At 66.9% G+C, this 19,818-nt stretch carries 17 protein-coding genes and 1 pseudogene; 13 read left to right on the forward strand and 5 right to left on the reverse strand.

Annotated elements, in window-relative coordinates; translation table 11 throughout:
• The first annotated feature begins 365 nt into the window (after window positions 1-365).
• The 4 genes from AC1DFE_RS16195 to AC1DFE_RS16210 all read left to right on the forward strand — a co-directional run bounded on the left by AC1DFE_RS16195 (window position 366) and on the right by AC1DFE_RS16210 (window position 4,945).
• On the forward strand, window positions 366-1,703 hold the full coding sequence (locus AC1DFE_RS16195; RefSeq protein ID WP_476906897.1) for an alkaline phosphatase family protein: 1,338 nt from the start codon (window positions 366-368) through the stop codon (window positions 1,701-1,703).
• A 340-nt stretch (window positions 1,704-2,043) separates the two neighbouring features.
• Window positions 2,044-3,468 (forward strand): glycosyltransferase family 2 protein, encoded by a 1,425-nt coding sequence (locus tag AC1DFE_RS16200; protein WP_476906898.1) that lies wholly within the window; start codon window positions 2,044-2,046, stop codon window positions 3,466-3,468.
• Complete coding sequence (locus AC1DFE_RS16205; protein ID WP_476906899.1) at window positions 3,465-4,205, forward strand: hypothetical protein; 741 nt, start codon at window positions 3,465-3,467, stop codon at window positions 4,203-4,205. Before AC1DFE_RS16200 ends, AC1DFE_RS16205 begins: the two co-directional genes overlap by 4 nt.
• A complete protein-coding gene (locus AC1DFE_RS16210) occupies window positions 4,202-4,945 on the forward strand; it encodes a response regulator transcription factor (RefSeq protein ID WP_476906900.1) in 744 nt (247 codons plus the stop codon). The genes AC1DFE_RS16205 and AC1DFE_RS16210 overlap by 4 nt, the downstream gene beginning before the upstream one ends.
• Here AC1DFE_RS16210 and AC1DFE_RS16215 read toward each other — a convergent pair.
• Window positions 4,924-5,805, reverse strand: coding sequence for a response regulator transcription factor (locus tag AC1DFE_RS16215; protein WP_476906901.1), 882 nt, complete (start codon window positions 5,803-5,805; stop codon window positions 4,924-4,926). The genes AC1DFE_RS16210 and AC1DFE_RS16215 overlap by 22 nt on opposite strands.
• A gap of 401 nt (window positions 5,806-6,206) precedes the next feature.
• Window positions 6,207-6,488: a hypothetical protein gene (locus AC1DFE_RS16220; RefSeq protein WP_476906902.1), complete on the reverse strand. Its 282-nt coding sequence runs from the start codon at window positions 6,486-6,488 to the stop codon at window positions 6,207-6,209.
• A gap of 73 nt (window positions 6,489-6,561) precedes the next feature.
• Here AC1DFE_RS16220 and AC1DFE_RS16225 point away from each other — a divergent pair, with 73 nt between their 5' ends.
• The 4 genes from AC1DFE_RS16225 (at window position 6,562) to AC1DFE_RS16240 (ending at window position 12,776) form a co-directional block, all read left to right on the forward strand.
• Entirely contained in the window at window positions 6,562-7,299 is a 738-nt protein-coding gene (locus AC1DFE_RS16225) for a GAF and ANTAR domain-containing protein (protein ID WP_476906903.1), read from the forward strand.
• Window positions 7,300-7,387: 88 nt separating this feature from the next.
• Complete coding sequence (locus AC1DFE_RS16230) at window positions 7,388-9,967, forward strand: DUF4118 domain-containing protein (RefSeq protein WP_476906904.1); 2,580 nt, start codon at window positions 7,388-7,390, stop codon at window positions 9,965-9,967.
• Window positions 9,964-10,644, forward strand: coding sequence for a response regulator (locus AC1DFE_RS16235; protein WP_476906905.1), 681 nt, complete (start codon window positions 9,964-9,966; stop codon window positions 10,642-10,644). The genes AC1DFE_RS16230 and AC1DFE_RS16235 overlap by 4 nt, the downstream gene beginning before the upstream one ends.
• A 155-nt stretch (window positions 10,645-10,799) precedes the next feature.
• Entirely contained in the window at window positions 10,800-12,776 is a 1,977-nt protein-coding gene (locus AC1DFE_RS16240) for an APC family permease (RefSeq protein WP_476906906.1), read from the forward strand.
• A 15-nt stretch (window positions 12,777-12,791) separates the two neighbouring features.
• Here AC1DFE_RS16240 and AC1DFE_RS16245 read toward each other — a convergent pair whose 3' ends face one another.
• Window positions 12,792-13,175: a hypothetical protein gene (locus AC1DFE_RS16245; RefSeq protein ID WP_476906907.1), complete on the reverse strand. Its 384-nt coding sequence runs from the start codon at window positions 13,173-13,175 to the stop codon at window positions 12,792-12,794.
• 327 nt (window positions 13,176-13,502) lie between these two features.
• On the opposite strand from AC1DFE_RS16245, the pseudogene AC1DFE_RS16250 reads away from it, so the two are divergent.
• Both AC1DFE_RS16250 and AC1DFE_RS16255 read left to right on the forward strand, forming a co-directional pair.
• Window positions 13,503-14,472 (forward strand): annotated as a pseudogene (locus AC1DFE_RS16250) (flavoprotein); the annotation flags it as partial.
• 33 nt (window positions 14,473-14,505) lie between these two features.
• Entirely contained in the window at window positions 14,506-14,952 is a 447-nt protein-coding gene (locus AC1DFE_RS16255) for an arsenate-mycothiol transferase ArsC (protein ID WP_476906908.1), read from the forward strand.
• A gap of 35 nt (window positions 14,953-14,987) precedes the next feature.
• On the opposite strand, the gene AC1DFE_RS16260 is transcribed toward AC1DFE_RS16255, so the two are convergent.
• Window positions 14,988-15,815 (reverse strand): hypothetical protein, encoded by an 828-nt coding sequence (locus AC1DFE_RS16260; RefSeq protein WP_476906909.1) that lies wholly within the window; start codon window positions 15,813-15,815, stop codon window positions 14,988-14,990.
• A 217-nt stretch (window positions 15,816-16,032) separates the two neighbouring features.
• Between AC1DFE_RS16260 and AC1DFE_RS16265 the strand changes: the two genes are divergently transcribed.
• A complete protein-coding gene (locus AC1DFE_RS16265) occupies window positions 16,033-17,319 on the forward strand; it encodes a glycosyltransferase (protein WP_476906910.1) in 1,287 nt (428 codons plus the stop codon).
• A gap of 69 nt (window positions 17,320-17,388) precedes the next feature.
• On the opposite strand, the gene AC1DFE_RS16270 is transcribed toward AC1DFE_RS16265, so the two are convergent.
• Window positions 17,389-18,231 carry an alpha/beta fold hydrolase gene (locus tag AC1DFE_RS16270; protein ID WP_476906911.1) on the reverse strand — a complete coding sequence of 281 codons (843 nt, stop codon included), beginning with the start codon at window positions 18,229-18,231 and terminating at the stop codon, window positions 17,389-17,391.
• A 39-nt stretch (window positions 18,232-18,270) separates the two neighbouring features.
• Here AC1DFE_RS16270 and AC1DFE_RS16275 point away from each other — a divergent pair, with 39 nt between their 5' ends.
• A complete protein-coding gene (locus AC1DFE_RS16275) occupies window positions 18,271-18,951 on the forward strand; it encodes a TetR/AcrR family transcriptional regulator (protein WP_476906912.1) in 681 nt (226 codons plus the stop codon).
• A gap of 75 nt (window positions 18,952-19,026) precedes the next feature.
• Entirely contained in the window at window positions 19,027-19,713 is a 687-nt protein-coding gene (locus AC1DFE_RS16280; RefSeq protein ID WP_476906913.1) for a class I SAM-dependent methyltransferase, read from the forward strand.
• Window positions 19,714-19,818 lie beyond the last annotated feature (105 nt).

Raw genomic sequence — 19,818 nt, forward strand, 5'->3', positions numbered from 1 at the left:
CCAGCATGACGCTCACGGCGGCCCTGGTGAACGCCAACGGCACCTACGGCGCAGAACACACGGTGGGCACATTCAGCGGAACCGCGAACATCTTGCCGGATACGCCCGGGGTCAAGGAAGCGCTCAACGGAAGCGCCGGGAACGTCCGTCTCATGGCAACGTTCGCAGGCCCGCCGCCCTTCACCCGCCAGATAGCCGCTCGGGGTTTCTTCCCCGGTTTACGGCCGTCCCGGCCGGATTCAAAGAAACCAGGGCTTCCGCCCTGGGCCTGCTCTAAGGCACACTTGGCCACACTGGTAATACACCAACGCTGCGCGGGCAACGTCGGCGGTCATCGGGCTGACGGGCACCGAAAGGGGCTATCCATGCGACACTCCCGCCCAGTTCCCCGCGGGGAGCGCAACACAGGCTCGTCCCAAAGACTGCCGGCAGCGCTGACCGCACTTGTCCTCGCCGCGGCACTGGCAGGGTGCAGCCCCGGTGCCGTAGCGGCACCACCCGAGGCCGCCGCTCCAGCGGGCGGCGCAGATACATCCTCGCCCGCGGTCAGTACCCCTGCGCCGGAGGCCACCGCCCCCGTGCCCCGTACCCCTGCGCCGGAAGTTGCCACCCCCGCGCCGGCGCAGAGTTCCCCCGCGCCGGCAACCAGGCATCCCGCCCCCGCGGTTGCCGCTCCCGCACCTGTGCCCGGTACCCCGTCTACGGGTGCGGCGGCCCAGCCCCAGGCGCAGGGCAGGCCGCTGCCGAAGCCCGGGCACGTCTTCATCATCAACCTCGAAAACAAGGGGTACAGCCAGGTCTGGGGCGCCGGGTCCGAGGCGCCCTACCTGTCGCAGATTCTCCGGCGCCGGGGTGTGCTCCTGACCGGCTATTACGCCACGGCGCACCACTCCGCGCCGAACTACATCGCCCAGATATCAGGCCAGGGATCAAACCCGGCCAACCGCGATGATTGCGGGACCTACTCCCTCCTGAAGCCGAAGGGAACAGCCGCGTACCACCAGGTGAAGGGCACCGGCTGCGTGTATCCGGCATCGGTCCCCACCCTTCCCGGGCAGCTCACCGCGGCGGGCAGGACGTGGAAGGGCTACATGGAGGACATGGGAACGCCCTGCCGCCATCCGGTACCGGGCGCCGACGACAATTCCCAGAAGGCGAGTAAGGGCGACCAGTACGCCACACGGCACAACCCCTTTGTCTACTTCGCATCCATCACGTCTGCCCCGGGCTGCCAGCGGAACGTCGTCGACTTCAGCCGCCTGGGCCTGGATCTCCGCTCCGCGGCGAGCACGCCGAACCTGTCCTACATCACCCCTAACCTCTGCAACGACGGCCACGACAGCCCCTGCGTCACGGGTGAGCCCGGCGGACTCGCCACCGCCGACAGCTGGCTTCGAAAGCACGTCCCGGCCATCCTCGCCTCGCCGGCGTACGGGGCGGACGGGCTGCTGGTTATCACGTTCGACGAGTCCGAGGGCGACTCCACGGGCCCGGCGGGCATGATCCCGGGAGGCACCGCCGGCGGCCGCATCGGCGCCCTGGTCCTGTCGCCGTTCGTGAGGCCCGGGACGGCGTCGAACACGCCCTACAACCACTTCAGTCTGCTGGCCAGCATCGAGGACATCTTCGGCCTGCCCCGGCTCGGGTATGCCGCCGCGCCCGGGCTGAGGAGCTTCGGGGCAGACGTCTTCGCCCGCCGCTAATGTGGCCGGGCGTGGCCTGTTGGGTGCAGTCGGCCCCGGCATTGGGGGGAGGCTGGGGCCGACCGCCTTGTGAGTGTCGCGCGTGGACCTTGGAAAAACCTCGGGCAGATCGTCACGTCACCTTGGCCGGCGAATTCTTATCGAATCCCAAAGATTGCTGGTGGTTTTTTCAGCCGGCGGCGGGGTGTTCTTGAGTCTTTGGCGGGTGTTGAGTCTGGGGTGCGTTTGTTGAGCTGATTTTGTGGTCAAGCCGCGGGTGGCCTTGCGGTTGGGCTTTGAGGATGGGACCTACCCGGACCGGTCGGTCCGGCGCAACCCTACTGGCCCACGCGGAGGCATAGTGAGTGCAACACTTCACGAGTTAGAGGAGCAGCCCTACCTGAGGGTCATGCCCAGGAAAGTCCAGGACAGAACGACGGCGCGGACCACCATCGCCTGCGTGATTCCTGCCTACAACGAAGAGGACACGATCGCCGAGGTCCTCACCGCCCTGCTGAAGCAGACGCGGCTCCCGGACGCGATCCACGTTGTCATCAACAATTCCGATGACGAGACGTTCTACGTGGCGCGCGAGTTCGCCGGAGCGCATGAGCACACCTACCAGGACGTCACCTACCGCACGGAAGTGTTCATCCACGACATCGGCGTGAACAAGGACAAGAAGGTCGGGGCGCTGAACTACGGCTTCGCCCAGGTCTGCGACGATTTCGACTACTTCCTCGGCGTGGACGGGGACACCGTGGTGGCGAAGCATGCGGTGGAGTACCTGGAGGAGGAGATCCTCAGTGATCCCAGGATCGGCGGGATCTCCGCCATTTACACGGTGGCCGAACCCACGGCCCGTGGCTTCACAGCCAAGTTCCTCACCGCCGGCCAGCGTGCCCAGTTCGCGGCATTCAACATGGACAACCTGCTGCGGGGCCGGAACATGGCCGTCCTCGGCGGGCAGTGTTCCATCCTGTCCATGGATGCTTTGAAGAACGTGATGGTGGACAACCGGCAGTCCACGCCATGGGTGAAGGACTCGGAGGTGGAGGACTCGCTGCTGTCGCTGCAGATCAAGAACATCGGCTACGCCACCAAGATCTCCGCCCGGGCCAGGGCCGCGGTGGGCGGGATGGACACGCTGCGCTCCCTGGACGGGCAGCAGGTGAAGTGGAACTACGGGGCCATCGACCTGATGTGGCCGGGCCAGCGGAGCAACACCCCGGGCCAGCCCTTCCACCCGAACCTGCGGCTGCGGTGGAGCGAGAACATCTCCATGGTGTTCAACATCCTCACCCGGGTCAGCTTCATCATGCTGCTGGCGGCGTCCCTGAGCATCCACGCCTACGTGTTCTACCCCGTCTGGCTGATACCGCCCATCGTTGCCATCATTCTGAACCTGCGCATCGCCCTGTCCATCAGGGGCAAGTCGGCGAGGGACATCGCATTCGCGCTGCTGGCCGTGCCGGCGGAGATCTACCTGTGGCTTCGCATGGGGCACTTTGTCCGGGCCTGGACGAAGTTCTTCACCAGCAACCAGACGGACAACTGGGCCGCGCAGGCCCGGGCCGAACGGGGTGCGGGCTCGGCCTACCTGATGCCGGCCATCGTTTTCCTCGTGGTGGGTGCGGGCCTCATTTTCACCTGGCTGCAGCAGCCCATAGACCTGCAGTCCGCGATCCTGTCCATAGGCTGGCCGGTGCTGTACATCACCACCATGGTGCAGACCACATTCATGCTCCGCAAGACGTTCCGCAGCCACCGCGGGTTCCACGCATGAACGCCGCACCAGCCCTCAGGACCCGCCGCGCGGCCCGTACGGCACTGTCCGTCCTCGCGTTCGGCACCGCGCTTACCCTCTCCGGGTGCACCGTTCCCGGCCTCCCCGGTCCCACCGGCGCACCGGCAACGGACCAGCCCGCCGCGCTGGTCCCGGTCGCCGCGACCACCCCCACACCGGTCGCCACCACAAGCCCGACGGCGGCAGCCAAGTCAGTGCTCAAGGCACCGGCCGTCCAGAAAGCCCCGGCCGCTCCGGTATGGAAAGCGGTCCGCGGCGATCTGGCCAGCGGCTCCAAAACGCACCGGCTCGGCGCCGCCGCGCACACCCTGGTCATCGACTACTGGACCACCGAGGACCCCACCTCGTGGACACCGGATTCCTCACCGATCATCAACCTCAACGCCCGGATCGACGGCGCGCCCACCGGGGAAGCAATCAAGGTGACCAGGTTCAACGCCCGCGTTGACGCGCTCGGCGCAGTCCTGGCCAACGACACCGGCAGCTTCGCCATCGATCCGCCGTACGCCTACTCCTCGGGTGTAGTGGTCCCCGCCAACCCGAAGGCCAAGAGCACCAAGATTGTCTTCACCATCGACCTGCTCACGGAAACCGCCCCGGGAACCGGGATCTTCACCCGCCAGACCATCCTTGACTCGCTCACCATTGGCTACGCCAAACCCGGAAGCGTGTTCGCCGCGGCAACAGCGAAAGCCGCCCAGGGGGTCCAACCGTGACGGCTGCACCCGCAGCAGAGGCACCGGCCGCCGTCGTAATCGACGACGATCCCGGGACAGCAGCGCTTATCGCGTCGCTGCTGGGGGAGTGCGGGTTCACCGTCCACACCGCCTTCAGCGGTGAGGACGGCGTGGCCGCCGTGCGCGGCCACAGCCCCGTCCTGGTCACCATCGATCTGGGTCTGCCGGGGATCGACGGCTTCGAGGCCAGCCGGCAGATCAGGCAGTTCAGCGACGCCTACATCCTGGTGGTCAGCGGCAGTGATGCAGAGCAGGACCTGCTCATGGCGTTCGGTGCCGGCGCTGACGACTATGTCACCAAGCCCTTCCGGCCCCGCATCCTGCAGGCTCGCGTCCAAACGCTCCAGCGCCGGCCCCGCCGGGGTTCCGATGGCCAGCCGGCGGCAGGCCGGCCGATGCTCCAGCGGGACGGCCTGGTGATGGATCCGTGGGCGCGCGCGGTCCAGGCGGACGGCGTGGAAGTCACGCTGACCCGGACAGAGTTCGACCTGCTGCGGCTGCTTCTGGAAGGAGGGCGCCGGGTGCGCAGCCGGCCCCAGCTGTCCGTGCTGCTGGGCGGCCACCGGCCCCGGACCGGGGGGCTGGTCTCGTCCATCGATGAAAGGTCGATCGACGTGTACATCCACAACCTGCGCCGTAAGCTCGGCGGCCGGCTCAATGGCGGCCGGCGGTGGATCCAGACCCTGCGGGGGACCGGCTACCGGCTGGCCGGGTCCTGACCGGTGGCCACCTTCGGCGCCATCCGGTACCCGACGCCCCGTACGGTCTCCACCCAGCGGGGCAGCCGGGGGTCGTCGCCGAGCTTGCGCCTCAGGTTCCCGATATGCACCTCAATGGTGCGTTCCTCGGCTTCGCCGACAAAGGCGCCGGTGTCGTACTCACGGGAGCGGATTCCCCTGGCGAGTTCGGCTTTCGGCCGGACCACCCGGCCGGCCCGCATCAGCGCCGAGAGCAAATCAAACTCCGTGCGGGTCAGCTCCACCTCAGAACCCGCGACCTTCACGGTGCGTGTGTCAGTGTGCAGGCACAGGCCGTTGTGTACCAGCGCGGCAGGCCGGTCCATAACAGCGGTGGCGGGCTGCGCCGTCGGAATTGCCGGCTGCGGAACAGGTGCCGGCGCCGGAATAGACGCTGGGTGCGCCGGACGGCTGCCGGCGGAAAGAACTGTTTCCGCCGGCGGGACGTCCGGCGTCCCCGCATGGTCCCGGCCGCGGGACCTGCGCAGCAGCGCCTCAACCCGGGCCCGCAACTCGCGGGGACGGAAGGGCTTGGTGACGAAGTCGTCAGCGCCGGACTCGAGCCCCATCAGGGTGTCCAGCTCCTCGTTCCTGGCGGTGACCATGATGATGTACGTGTCGGTGAACTGGCGCACCTGGCGGGCCACCTCGAACCCGTCAATGTCAGGCAGAATCAGGTCCAGGGTAACGATCGCCGGATTATGCAGCCGGACCGCTGCCACGCCTTCCAGTCCTGTAGCGGCCGGGTAAACGGCAAACCCGGATGCCAGCAGCACATGCCTGATGACTTCCCGGATGTCCTGGTCATCTTCTATAACAACTGCCACGCGCGACATGTCCATAGGTCCCCCCTAGGCTGTGAGGCCACAGGCAGGCGCACGGGCTTGGGCCGCCAGCGAATGCGTGCCCCATTGCCGCCTGCAGTCGCCCTTCCGGCCGCCAGTCGTCATGGAGTGGGGCCGGCGACGTGTTGAGTGTGCCCAGTCTCAGAGGCACAACATCGCCGGCCCCGGTCCAGCACCGGACGGGAACCACTGCATCATGGGGCGATGTTCCTGGCAGCCCCTCCAGCCCGAAGCGACAGCCTTTTGGCCTTCGTCTTCGGTATATGGCCACTCTGGTGGGCACAGGTTGGGAAAAGATTATGGCGGGCAACCAATCGGTTGCTTCAGGCCACCAAAATAGGGGGTGTTGGCTTCCGCTCACCGGAGGCTGAACCCGGCAGCCCGAACACGCGCCCGAATCAGTGGCCGAGCTGGCGCCGGATGTGGTCGGCGTAGTCCTCGTAGCTCGCCATGACGTCCAAAAGGTCGAGCATCGGGGGGAAGTCCTCCACGGGCTGACGGCCGGCAAGGTAGATCGCTGTCTGCCTGACCACCTCGAGTTCGTCGGCATCAGGCAGGCCCAGCTGTTCAAGCGTCTCGCGGTCGGCACGGAACCATGACTCCACGGTTCCGCTTGCGGTCTCGGCCCGCACCAAGTACTGGTCTTCTGTTACGGGCTCGACGTCGAACTGCTCAGTCATGCGACGCACCCTAGCCTTAATATCGTGCCGGTCCGCTTGTTCCGGTGTTCGGCTGCTTCTAACGTTTGAGGTTATGAACACCGGAGATCAGTCGGACGACTTCGAGCAGCTGCACGCCCTGATTACGTGCTCCGAGGACATCAAAGGGTTCCTGGATGGGATGACCGGTTTCGCGGCCGCCATGATGACGCGGTCCGCCGGCGCCCGGATTGAGTGCGCCGTGACCCTGCACCGGCGAAAGCGCAGCGCATCGATCGCAGGCAGCAGCGACGACGCGATCCTGCTGGACGGGATCGAGCAGCGCCTGGGGCAGGGTCCCTGCGAGGAAGCACTTCGGACCGGGGCGCCTGTGCTTCTCGGTGATGTCTCTACCGATCCCCGCTGGCCGGAGTACCGTGAGAGCCTTGCGGCCGCGGGGTGCCGGAGCGTTCTGGGCATGCCCCTGGAGCTGGGCCCGGACGCGGCGGCGGTCCTGGACTTCTTTGCTCCGGCCACCGGCCTGTTCACCGGGGACGTCATCGCCGACGCCGAGGTTTTCGCCGTCATGGCCGGGCAGGCCCTGCGTCTGGCGCTGAGGATCGCGACGGCGGACCAGCTCGCCGAGAACCTCAGGGCGGCCATGGGAAGCCGGACTGCCATCGACTTGGCCTGCGGCATCATCATGGCGCAGAACCGGTGCACGCAGGATCAGGCCTTCGAGGTCCTTCGGCGCAGTTCCAGTACCCGGAACCAGAAAATTCACGCCCTCGCCGAGGAAATCATCTCCGGCTTCTCCGGCACCCCGGAAAGCGCGACCCACTTCGAGGACTGAACCACCCCGCCGCCGTCCCCCCGCCGCGACCGTTCTGGCCGACACGAAGCCGTCCGCAAAGCCGTTCGCGTGCTGAGAGACTGTGGATATGGCTAGGGGAACTCTTCGCATTTTTCTGGGCGCAGCGCCGGGGGTGGGCAAGACCTTCGCCATGCTGCAGGAGGCCCACCAGCTCCTGGCGAACGGCCGGGACGTGATTGTTGGTGTTGCTTCCGACCACGGTAGGAAGCAAACCCTGGGCCTCATGTCAGGGCTTGAGATTGCTCCTCACCGCCAGGACCCATCGGGTGTCCTGGTGCAGGAACTGGACGTGGATGCTGTCTTGGTACGGCGCCCGGAAGTTGCCGTCGTGGACGAGTATGCCCACAAGAACGCGCCAGGCAGCCGGAATGAACACCGCTGGCAGGACATCGAGCTGCTGCTGGCGGCCGGCATCGACGTGCTCTCGACAGTGAGCATCCAGCATCTGGCCTCGCTGGAAGACGTCGTGTCCGCCATAACCGGGCAGCTCCCGGGGGAAACGGTCCCGGACGACATTGTGCGCCGGGCGGACCAGATCGAACTCGTGGACGTTGCCCCAGAACTTCTCCTGCAGCGGTTGTCGGCCGGAAACGTCTATCCGGCAGAGGTGGTTGACGCTGCCCTTGCCAACGAATTCCGACTCGGAAACCTCTTCGCGCTGCGCGAGATCTCCCTGATTTGGCTGGCCGACCGGGTGGATGAAGGCCTGGCGAAGTATCGTGCCAACGAGGGCATCACGGCGACCTGGCCAGCGCGCGAACGCGTCGTTGTCGGACTCACCGGCGGCCCGGAAGGGGAGGCACTCCTCCGGCGGGCTTCCCGGATCCTGTCCCGGGTCAACGGCGGGGATCTCCTGGCCGTTCACGTGCGGCGCCCTGAAGGGCAAGGGCAACCGGAGGAGGTATCGCAGGCGCTGGCGTCCCAGCGCCGGCTTTCCACGGATTTGGGCGGCAGCTACCACACGGTTGTTGGCGAGGACGCGGCGAAATCTTTGCTGGAATTTGCCCGCAGCGTCAACGCAACCCAGATCGTTGTGGGCGTCTCCCGCGGCCGCCTCGCCAGCCGGCTGCTGGGCAGCAGTGTCGGCTCCAAGGTGGTGAGGGGTTCCGGAGACATTGACGTGCACATGGTGTCCCATCCTCTGGGTGCGCGGGCGCTTCCTCGCCCGCCCTCGGCGGCGTTGGGCCGGGCCCGGACAACGGCAGGATTCATGCTGGCCGTGCTGATACCCGTCCTGACCACAACGGTGATGTCGTTTGCCCCGGAGCTGAACCTGGCGACCCACATGCTTGTCCATCTCACCGGCGTGATTACCGTGGCATTTATTGGTGGCCTATGGCCCGCGGTGTTGGCGGCCTTTTTGGGTTCGCTCCTGCTGAACTACTTTGAGACCGAGCCTGTCGGGACATTCAATATCAGCGACCCGCAGAATGTGTTCGCTTTGCTGGTGTTCCTTTTCACGGCGGTAGCTGTGTCCCTGCTCGTGGGCCTCTCGGCCAGGCGGGCCAGGGAGGCGGCCCGCGCCCGGGCCGAGGCAGCAACCTTGGCTGATCTGGCCCGCGACGCCCTGATCGCCGATGACTCCGTCGAAGGGTTTCTTGATAAGGTCCGGGAAACCTTTCAAGCCAGGGCTACCGGCCTCTTCACCAGAGACTCCGAAGCGCGGGCAGACTGGGAACTGCAGGCCTTTTCCGGAGACGGACCTCCCCTGCCTCCAGGTTCGGCAGTACCAGGTTCCGATGCTGTTGAACTGGTCGACTCCGACACTGCCTTGGTGGTGGCAGGTCGGCTTCTTACTACGGGCGACCGGCGGCTCCTTGCTGCGCACGGCGCCCATCTTCTGCTGCTGCAAGAACGCCATGCCCTTCATCGCAGGCTGAGAAACACCGCGAAACTGGCCGAAGGAAACAGCATCCGCACCTCGATCCTGCGGGCCGTCAGCCACGACCTTCGCACTCCCTTGGCCGGTATCAAACTCGCCGTTACCGCGCTGCAGCGCCAGAAGGGCCGGCTGTCCGAAGAAGTGGAGACGGAGATGCTTGACACTATCGAGTCCTATTCGGACCGGCTCGATGTCCTGATCGCCAGCCTGCTGGACATGTCGCGCATATCAAGCGGTTCCACCGCGCCGCTGACCGCCCCTGTCACCTGGCGCGATGCCATCGAGGACGCCCTGCGGGGACTTCCCCCGGGCGACATCCGGGTCGACCTCGCCCCCAACATGCCCCCTGTCGACGCGGATCTTGGCATGCTGGAGCGGGTAATCGCGAATATCGTGGAAAATGCGCTGAAGTATGCCCCCGGCTCGGATGTCGTCATTGTGAGTCCTTCCAGCACGGCCGGGGGCGCCACGGTCAATGGCCGGCCCTGCGGCGAACTGCACATCATCGATCACGGCCAAGGCGTCCCCGCAGGGAACGTTATCGCGATGTTCCAGCCGTTCCAGCGCCTTGACGACGCTCCGGAAGGCTCCGGCGTAGGGTTGGGTCTGGCAGTCGCGAAGGGCTTCACCGAGGCGATGGGCGGAGAACTGATCGCTCAACCGACTCCAGGGGGAGGACTGACCATGCTGATACGGCTGCCGCTTTCGGCAGGTCCCCAAAATGCTGACTCGCCAAGCCATGATGCAGGGAGCAGCGCCCCGTGAGAACCGTGTTGATCGTCGATGATGAACCGCAGCTCCTGCGTGCCCTTCAGGTCAACCTGCAGGCCGAGGGGTACCGGGTGCTGACCGCCCTCGACGGGCTGACAGCCCTGACCCACGCCGAGGACGGTCACCCCGATGTCATCGTCCTGGACCTCGGGCTACCGGACATCAATGGCGTGGATGTCATCACCAGGATCCGGCGCACCAGCAGCGTCCCGATCATTGTGCTCTCTGCCCGGCACGGATCCGTCGACAAGGTCCGGGCACTGGATGCGGGAGCCGATGACTACGTCACCAAGCCGTTCGGACTCGACGAGCTCCTCGCGCGGCTCCGGGTGGCCGGGCGCCGCCTTACGCCGGATGTCGGCGAACAGGGGCCAACCGTCGACGTCGGGGACTTCGAAGTGGATCTCGCGAACCGGAAAGTGACCCGGGACGGCGCCCCGGTCCGGTTGACGCCGCGGGAATGGGCGATCCTGCAACTGCTGGTCCGGAACCCCGGCCGGCTCATCACCCAGCAGCAGATGCTGGCGAAAATCTGGGGACCAGGTTACGACAGCGAAACCCACTACCTACGCGTCTACATGGGCCAGCTGCGCCGCAAGCTCGAAGCAGATCCTGCCCGGCCGAAACACCTGCTCACGGAGGCCGGGATGGGATACCGCTTCGAACCGTGACGACGCCACCGGCGCCCCGAGGTCCTGCTGCGTAGGGGCCTCGGTAGCGCCCGTAAAAGATTCGTCAATAAAAACCCCTTTGGCGATCCGCCGTTTTTTGCCGGTGTTAGCTTCGGCAGTAAACGCGGTGCACTGCGCAGCGCGGAAAGGAATCCATGACCACGTTGAGCAGGCCGCCGGCCGATCCCTCCGCGGCTCGGCCGCAGGGCGCAGAAGCACTGAGGAACTGGCTGTTGTTCGGGCTGCAGGACAGCAAAGGCATCCATCAGGGCCCCGGTGCCGTGAGCGACGCGCACCTGAAAAAGCATGCGTGGTGGCAGGTCATGTGCCTCACGGGTGTGGACTACTTCTCCACCCTTGGCTACCAGCCGGCCATCGCGGCCCTCGCCGCCGGCGTCATCTCACCGCTGGCCACGATGGTGCTGGTCGCAGTGACCCTGCTGGGTGCCTTGCCGGTCTACCGGCGCGTGGCGGGCGAAAGCCACCGTGGGGAGGGCTCGATCGCCATGCTTGAGCGCCTGCTGCCGCGTTGGGGCGGCAAGCTTCTGGTCCTGGTCCTGCTCGGTTTCGCCGCGACCGACTTCATGATCACCATGACCCTCTCCGCTGCCGACGCCACCGCGCACCTCATCCAGAACCCACTGGCCACGGGCTGGCTCCAAGGCCAGAATGTACCGGTTACGCTATTCCTGCTGGCACTGCTGGGTGCGGTGTTCCTGCGGGGTTTCAGGGAAGCAATCGGCGTCGCGGTCGCCCTCGTCGCCCTTTACCTCAGCCTGAATGCGGTGGTCGTGGTCGCGACGCTCGTCCAGGTTTTCACCCACCCGGTGGCGATGGGCAACTGGTGGAGCAACCTTTGGACCTCCCACGGCGACCCCCTCATGGTCATCGCAATCGCCTTGCTGGTCTTCCCCAAACTTGCCCTCGGCCTTTCAGGGTTCGAAACTGGCGTCGCTGTCATGCCGCAGGTCCGGGGGGATGTGAACGACACCGAAGACCATCCGGCAGGGCGCATCCGGGGAACGCGGCGGATGCTCACCACCGCCGCGGTGATCATGAGCGGATTCCTCATCACCACCAGCTTCATCACCGTCGTCCTCATCCCGGAGCAGCAATTCCAGCCGGGCGGCGAGGCGAACGGGCGCGCGCTTGCGTACCTTGCCCATGAATACCTGGGCGTCGGCTTTGGCAGCATCTATGACATCAGCACCATCGCCATCCTGTGGTTCGCCGGCGCCTCTGCGATGGCAGGCCTGCTGAACCTGGTTCCCAGGTACCTTCCCCGCTACGGCATGGCGCCGGCTTGGGCCAAGGCAGTCCGCCCCCTGGTGCTCGTCTTCATCCTGGTCGGCTTCCTCATCACCTTCCTCTTCGACGCCGACGTCGACGCCCAGGGCGGAGCGTACGCAACCGGCGTCCTGGTGCTGATGACCTCCGCTGCGGTTGCAGTCACCCTCTCGGCCCGGCGCCGGCGGCAGCACAAACGCACCGTAGGCTTCGGCGCCATCGCCGTGACCTTCACCTACACCACCATTGCCAACATCTTTGAACGCCCCGAAGGTATCAGGATCGCTGCTGTTTTCATCCTGGGCATCATCGTGATTTCGCTGCTTTCCCGGGTAAGGCGCTCCTTCGAACTGCACGCCACCCACGTCCATTTGGACCAGCAGGCGCTGGAATTTATGTCCGATACGCTCGAGGGCCCCATCGCCATCATTGCCCATGAGCCGCTTCGCCTGTCTGCTGAGGCCTACCGCGACAAACTTGCCTCGGCCATCGAAGTCAGCCACCTCCCGCTCGCGCAAGAAGCACTGTTCCTTGAAGTCGTCGTCGACGACTCCTCAGACTTCGAAACAGAGCTCCACGTCCATGGCGTGATCCGGCACGGCTACAAGATTCTTGAAGTCCACGGCCCAGTCGTCCCGAATACCATCGCTTCCGTGTTGCTCCACATCAGGGACGTCACGGGACTAATGCCCCACATCTACTTCCGCTGGACCGAAGGCAACCCCGTCACCAACCTCCTGAAATTCCTTTTCCTCGGGGAAGGCGAAATCGCTCCCGTCACCAGGGAAGTGCTGCGCGAGGCCGTCCCCGACGTCACCAACCGCCCCTGGGTCCACGTCGGCTGACAGGCTGGGGTGCAGTTACCGAACCACGCGTGGAACCTGCCGGGCAACCACGGCAGCCTCCTCATATTTGAGGGGTGATCCCTGCCGGAAGGCTGCCTCGGCGTCGGCGCGGCGAACACCGGACGCCAACACTTTCACGTGAACCACTTCGTCGTAGGCAGCGCTGCAGGCCAGTATGTCTCCAAGCACCTGATCTCCATGAAATCCGGAATCTGAAAACGGCTGGAAAATTACCCACCACGTGTCACCTGCTTCGTCCCTGAAGAGGTAACCGGACCTCGGGGCGAACGCTATACCCTCCACTCCATGGCCACCGTACCCTTCGACCGCATCGGCCGACGCCGAGAACCTGATCCCGGCTTCTGCATCACCGTCATCCCAACGCATCTGCAAGCCCACCTCCACGCACCTTCAAAACCGGCCTGACGGGGCCCGTGCCCTGCCCGGTGCTTAATCAAAGGTCCAGGAACGGCTTCCCAACCGCTCCAGCGAGTTTTATTGACGGATTATTTACGCAACCACCAACGAGGACATACGCATCCCTGACGCCGGTGAGCTTTACCGGCCACTTGTCGGTCACGAGCGGCGCGACAGGCCCCGAGTGGTGGGCGGGTGAGTCGGCGGACGGACCCCAGTTGACCGACGCGGCCGTGGACTGGATCGAAGCCGTTGCCAACGGCGAGGACAACCCTACTAGTCCTTGAGACGGGTCTTCAGCTGCCGACCGTGCTCGAAGCCGCCGGCTGGCAAACCCCCCGCCTGACCGCCCTCCCGTATGGCGGCGAGCTCATCGACAACTACCTCACCCCCGGGGACGGCGAAACCCGTGACCACACCGTGGCCGCGGTCATCGACGCCTCGGGCACCTGGTCCACGCGTAATCCGCTGGGCACCTCCGGCCTGCCCGCCATCGGCGAAAACGCCGCCGCGTCCAGGATCTCCGCCCCACTTCCCGACGTCACCGGCCGTGACCGGGGAGCCTTCGCTGGCCGCCGCGTCCTGGTCGTCGGCGCCGGACACTCCGCCGCCAACACCCTCATCAGCCTGGCCGGGCTTGCCAGGGAAGAACCGGGCACCAGGATCCTGTGGGCGGTCCGCGGCGCCTCGGCCGCAAAGGTCTATGGCGGCGGGGACGCCGACGGGCTCCCCGCCCGCGGCCAGCTCGGCGGCCGGCTCCGCCGCCTGGTCTAGGCCGGCAAGATCGAGTTGCATACCGGCTTCGGCATCAGCTCACTGAAACCAGTGGTCCCTCGTCACCGTCGGAGCAGTGGACGGCCGCACCCTACACGCGGACATCGTCGTGCCATGCACCGGGTTCCGGCCCGACCTGGACACCCTGCGTGAACTCCGGCTCAACCTGGACCCCGCCGTCGAAGCCCCGGTGGAACTCGGTCCGCTGATCAGCCCCGAATTCCACTCCTGCGGTACTGTCCCGCAGCACGGTACCAGGCTCCTGGCCCATCCGGAGATGGACTTCTACATCGTGGGCATGATGTCGTACGGCCGGGCCCCCACGTTCCTGCTGGCCACCGGCTACGAGCAGGTCCGCTCTGTCGCCGCCGCCCTCGCCGGTGACCGCGAAGCCGCCAGCGCCGTCCACCTCACACTCCCCGAAACCGGCGTCTGTGCGGCCCCCGCGCCCGTACTCGTCGGGTTCCCGACCGGCCTGGCCGACGGCCGCTCCGCGGGGAACTGACCCGAACAAGCCCGAACAAGGAAGAATGACCTCATGACCCACACCACGCCCACTCCTGAAGCCAGCGAAAAGAAGCCCTCCGTCCTGTTCGTCTGCAGCAAGAACGGCGGCAAGTCCCAGCTCGCCGCCGGGCTCATGCGGCAGCTCGCAGCCGGCAGCGTCGACGTGCACTCGGCCGGCACCAAACCCGGCCAGGATCTGAACCCCCTCGCCGTGGAATCCCTGACAGAACTTGGCATCGACGTCGCCGGCGAACACCCCAAGCCCGTCACCGAGGATGTCATCGACGCTGCCGATGTCATTGTTGTCCTCGGCACCGAAGCCAAGCTCGAACCCCGCGACGGCACCCGGTTCGAACGCTGGGACACCGACGAACCCTCAGAACGCGGCATCGACGGCATGGAACGCATGCGCCTCGTCCGCGACGACATCAAAAGCCGGGTTGAGGCGCTGGTTAGTGAGCTCCAGCCCGGCCGGTAGCCGCCAGCGTAATTCTGTCCGGGTCGCGGTGGCCGTCAATCGTCCAGAGTGCGTGGCATTCCGTCCGACGGCGGGTGGCCGGCCGACGCCGGAAAACTCTCCGACGTCGGGCGGTGCGCCGGGAATCCGGCTGGCGCCGGGAATCCGGCTGGCGGCGGGAACCCGATTGGCAGCGGATAGCCGTTCGACGGCGGGAAATCGGTTCCGGGCATGCCGGACCTGAGCGGGCGGGCATTGCGTGCGCCGAGTTGGATGGCGCCCATCTGGAAAGTGCCGGCCACCACGATGAGGAAAATGCCGGTGGCCAGCAGCGGCCAGTCGAAGGGCAGGAACGGGATGGTCATAGTCTCGCGGACGCGAGACTGGTCCGGTCCGGGCAGGCCCAGCTCCTGGGCGGACGTGACCGTGGCGGCGGTTTCCAGAATTCCGGGTAGCGCGCCTGCGAGGAAAACTGCGATGCCAGCCCCGCCCAGGGCCGGCGTGGCAACTTTTGCAAGGGGCCGGTACCGGAGCAGTTGCCGGCAGAGGAATGCCGTCGCCAGGCAGATGGCCACCACCGGCAGGTGCCGCAGCAGCGCGGCGCAGGTCAGCATCAGCCGGGCCGGGAGCGGGATGTAGCTGACGGTCAGGGACGCGGTCTCGTACTGGCCGGCCAGGACACCGGGGCTGTCCTCCCCAATTTCCGGAAAGAAGCTGTTCAGCAGGGAGACCGAGAGGACAGGATCGCCCACCCAGAAACCGTAGATCTGGACTCCGGCCAGGCACCAGGCAATAACGGCCACGGCCACGGCGCCCCACAACGTGACATGCAGCGCCCCTCGCTCGGCCCCGGATAGCCTGCCGGTTGCCGTCAGTCCTGCCATGAAATTCCCCCGATAGTGTGCAGCCCGCGCGGTCGCGCCTGTATCCACGGGGAAGCATATCCGGCTGCGGCATCATCGGGCTCTCCCTGTTCGGCATCGCCGCCGGAATCGTCGCCTTCACCTTGGCCAGGACCACGGAGCAGCAGATAAATGCGCCCACCTCAAATACCCCGGCCCCGCTCTATCCCCGCACCCCCGCAGCACATAGGCTCCGAGCATGTCATCAGTCATCGTCTGCAGCGGCCCGCACGACGGCCACGTTTCGCCCATGCTCGGAGTCGCCCGCCAGCTGATCGACCGCGGCCACAGGGTGCGGTTCCTCACCGGCCCCGCCTATGAGGGCGCGGTCAACGCCGTCGGCGCCGAATTCCTGCCGCTGGGGCCCGGCGCCCAATACTCGTCCGAGCCCAGCGCAGCCACCGGAGTCCAGGCCATCCGCGAGGGCATCCGCGGGCTGGTGATCGAGCCGGCCCGCGGCCAGTACCTGCCGCTCGAGGCGGCGATCGCCGCCGAGCACACGGACGCGGTCCTGGCGGAGGTCACCTTCATGGGCGCCGCCACGCTGTCCGTGCTTCCGCGCCACACGCGCCCCGCCGTCATCGCCTGCGGAATCCTGCCACTGACGCTGTCCAGCCCGGACTGCGCCCCCTACGGCTCCGGTCTGGCGCCGGGCAAGGGAAAAGCAGCCCGGCTGCGGAACCGCGTGCTGAACTGGATGGTTGAGGATGTGGTGCTGAAGGACAGCCAGCAGCAGGTGGACGACCTCACCCGCGAGCTGGTGGGGGTGGGGCTGGACGGGCTGTTCATCCTGGACTGGGCACGCCGCGCCGAACTCATCGCCCAGTTCACGGTGGAGGAGTTCGAGTACCCGCGCTCGGACGCCCCGGGCAACCTGCGCTTCTTCGGGCCCATGTCCCGGCACGCCGCCTCCGCCTCCGTGACCCCGAAGCCGGCGTGGTGGGGCGAGCTGGACGGCTCCCGGCCGGTGGTCTACGTGACGCAGGGGACCGTTTCCAACGAGGACTTCAGCGCCCTGGTAGGCCCCACGCTCGAAGGGCTCGCCGAGGAGGACGTCACCGTCGTCGTCAGCACCGGCCGCCGGCCCCTCGAAGCGCTGCCGCCGCTGCCCGCCAACGCCCGCGCCGCCGAGTTCCTCCCGGACGCCGAACTCCTGCCTAAGGTCGCTGTCTACATCACCAACGGTGGCTACGGCGGCCTGCACTACGCGATGGAAAACGGCGTGCCCATCGTGGTCGCGGGGGACACCGAGGACAAACCGGAGGGGGCCGCGCGGGTGGCCTGGGCCGGCGTCGGAATAAATCTCAAGACCGGCCGGCCCAAACCGGAGGCCATCCGCAAAGCCGTGCGAAAGGTCCTCAACGACGGCCGGTACCGCGCCGGAAGCCAGCGGATCGGGGCGGCGATCGCCGCTTCCCCGGGCGTGGACGGGCTCATCGACGAGCTGGAAGCGATGCTGAGCAGCGGCGCGTCCCCCGCTGAGTGATTAGCGCGCCGTAAAGAAGTACGACGCCGGCGTGTCGCTTTCTGCCGGAGGATCGCGGTTTGTGCGGGGCTAGTTGAAGAAACTGATCAGTGCAGGGGCCAGGACTTCGTTGGCAACCGCATGGTTCTGGCCCTCCAGCCGTTCCCGGCCGGTGCCGGGAATGGTGTCGGCGAGGGCGTTTATTGATGCTTCTGCCCAGGACGGGCTCGCTCCTCCATAGATTCCCAGGGTGGAGGCGTGGACTTTCGCCAGCCGGCCGGCCGGGACGCTGCCGTCCCGGGTCAGTTCAAGGTCATAAGGCAGTGTGTGGGCCAGGCCAAGGAGGCCCGGCCACCACGGCTGGTCTTTGATGCCCTCGTCGAAGCCGGCGCCGGTGTGGCGGATGAACAGTTCCACCGCAGCGGCCCGGTCCCCGTTGTCCACCGCCGCCTGGACGCGTTCGCGGAAATCCTCCCAGGGCTCGCCGCCGGCGCTTCCGGTCAGGTAGGGCGGCTCGTAGGCCGCGAGTTTGGTGATGGACGCCCCGGCAGCGGCCGCTTCCAGGGCCAGGATGGCGCCCGATGAGTGGCCATAGGCATAGGCCTGTCCGCCCGCAGCGCCCACCAGGGCTTCCAGATCCTCGATCTCACGCTCCGGACTGTACGGGGACGTGTCCGTGCTGTCACCCCGGCCGCGGCGGTCGTACGCGTAGACCGTGAAATGCGGCGAGAGCAAAGGCACAAGCATGCCCGCGGACTGGCGGCTGTTCAGGGCTCCGCCGATGATGATCAACGGCGGTCCGTCACCGGTCCGCTCGTAGGCAATCCTGGTACCGTCCTGTGAGCGCTGGTACTCAATCATCTGAAGAACCCGTTCTGTCGGGGCGTTGTGCTGCTGGTTTCCTGCATCCGGCCCGGCGGCATATGTGGACACCGTTCACATTCGCATCGCCGGGCGGTAGAGTCAAGGAAAATGAGCCGACCAACGTACCGTCACGGCAATCTCAGCCAGGCCCTGGTGACAGCCGGGCTCGAGCTGGCGCGGCGGGGAGGACCGGACTCGGTGGTGCTGCGGGAAGCCGCCCGCCGGGCACAGGTCGCACCCAGCGCCGCCTACCGCCACTTCGCCAACCGGGAAGCGCTGGTCCATCACGTCAGCATGGCCGCCCAGGGCAAGCTCGCAGCAGCGATGGAGGCGGAGCAGCACCGCCAGCTGGCATCGCTTCGCCGTCCGGCAGATCAGGCCGGCCAAGCCCGCACACTGCTCCGCGCCGTGGGGGCCGGCTATCTGCAGTTCGCCTGGTCGGAGCCCGGCTGGTTCCGTACCGCGTTCATCGTCCACCGGGATCTCTCCGACGCCGGAAATGCGCAGGCTGCGTGGCCGCAGGGCCAATCGCCGTATCAGCTCCTCAGCGCGGCACTGGATGCCATGCTTTCGGCGGGCATCCTGCCTCCCGCCAAGAGGCCCGGCGCGGAGGTAGTGGCCTGGTCCGCGGTCCACGGATTCGCGGCCCTGACCCTCGACGGCCCCCTGGAGTCCCTTGATGCCTCCGCCAGGACAGTCCTGGCGGACAGGTTGCTGGCCATGGTCGAACTGGAATTCACCACCGGCGGCAGTCCGAAGCACCGCAACGCTCATCCGAGTGACAGGTGACGCGGGCTTGGCTGAAGATTGTGTCCAGGGCTCGTTCCCACCCGCCCTCGTCGACTCGCGGAAGGAGTGAACGGCATGGACAGTGCAGGGGGCAGCCGTACTGCGCTGGCGCACCTGCAGCATCCCCGCTTCGCCCGCGCCTACGCGCGCGCGGTCGGGCGGATGAACCGCCGCGGCGCCACCGAACACCGCCGCCGCATGCTGGCCGGCCTGCAGGGGACGGTCATCGAGATCGGCGCGGGGGACGGATCCGCGTTTGCGCTGTACCCGCCGGCCGTCACCCACGTCCTGGCGCTGGAGCCCGATGACTACCTCAGAAGCCTCGCCCTGAACCGCGCCGCCACGGCCTCCGTGCCAGTGACGGTGAGGCCCGCTGCAGCCGAGCGCATCCCGGCCGATGACGGCAGCGTGGATGCCGTCGTCGCCAGTCTCGTGCTGTGCAGCGTCGCGGACCAGACAGCCGCGCTCGCGGAAATCCGGCGCGTCCTGCGTCCGGGCGGAACCCTGGCGTACTACGAGCACGTCCGCTCTGAGCGACCTGTCCTGGCCGCCGTCGAGGACCTGCTCACGCCGGCATGGCAACACCTGGCCGGGGGATGCCACCCCAACCGGGACACTCTCGGCGCCATCACGGCGGCCGGATTCACCATCCGGGACAACCAGCGGTTCGGCTTCGCCGTTCAGTCCCTGACCCCGCCGGTGGCCCACATCCTGGGCCACGCCACCAGCCCGGAGCCCCCGGGGATCCGGTCCGGTGATTGAAGCCCTCGAAATCCCGGCGAGCAAGCAGTGCTACGACGGCGATCACCGCGCCCGCCGTGCAGGCCCAACCGGCGCGGTCACGGTCCAGCCGCGCCTGGCAGCTGC

This window comes from Arthrobacter sp. 05T423, from assembly GCF_056396245.1.

Bases quoted from the DNA above. Each gene is read 5' to 3' on its own strand.
- AC1DFE_RS16195 (WP_476906897.1), top strand. From the start codon at position 366: ATGCGACACTCCCGCCCAGTTCCCCGCGGGGAGCGCAACACAGGCTCG.
- AC1DFE_RS16205 (WP_476906899.1), top strand. From the start codon at position 3,465: ATGAACGCCGCACCAGCCCTCAGGACCCGCCGCGCGGCCCGTACGGCA.
- AC1DFE_RS16215 (WP_476906901.1), bottom strand. From the start codon at position 5,805: ATGGACATGTCGCGCGTGGCAGTTGTTATAGAAGATGACCAGGACATC.
- AC1DFE_RS16220 (WP_476906902.1), bottom strand. From the start codon at position 6,488: ATGACTGAGCAGTTCGACGTCGAGCCCGTAACAGAAGACCAGTACTTG.
- AC1DFE_RS16225 (WP_476906903.1), top strand. From the start codon at position 6,562: ATGAACACCGGAGATCAGTCGGACGACTTCGAGCAGCTGCACGCCCTG.
- AC1DFE_RS16230 (WP_476906904.1), top strand. From the start codon at position 7,388: ATGGCTAGGGGAACTCTTCGCATTTTTCTGGGCGCAGCGCCGGGGGTG.
- AC1DFE_RS16240 (WP_476906906.1), top strand. From the start codon at position 10,800: ATGACCACGTTGAGCAGGCCGCCGGCCGATCCCTCCGCGGCTCGGCCG.
- AC1DFE_RS16255 (WP_476906908.1), top strand. From the start codon at position 14,506: ATGACCCACACCACGCCCACTCCTGAAGCCAGCGAAAAGAAGCCCTCC.
- AC1DFE_RS16260 (WP_476906909.1), bottom strand. From the start codon at position 15,815: ATGGCAGGACTGACGGCAACCGGCAGGCTATCCGGGGCCGAGCGAGGG.
- AC1DFE_RS16265 (WP_476906910.1), top strand. From the start codon at position 16,033: ATGTCATCAGTCATCGTCTGCAGCGGCCCGCACGACGGCCACGTTTCG.
- AC1DFE_RS16275 (WP_476906912.1), top strand. From the start codon at position 18,271: ATGAGCCGACCAACGTACCGTCACGGCAATCTCAGCCAGGCCCTGGTG.
- AC1DFE_RS16280 (WP_476906913.1), top strand. From the start codon at position 19,027: ATGGACAGTGCAGGGGGCAGCCGTACTGCGCTGGCGCACCTGCAGCAT.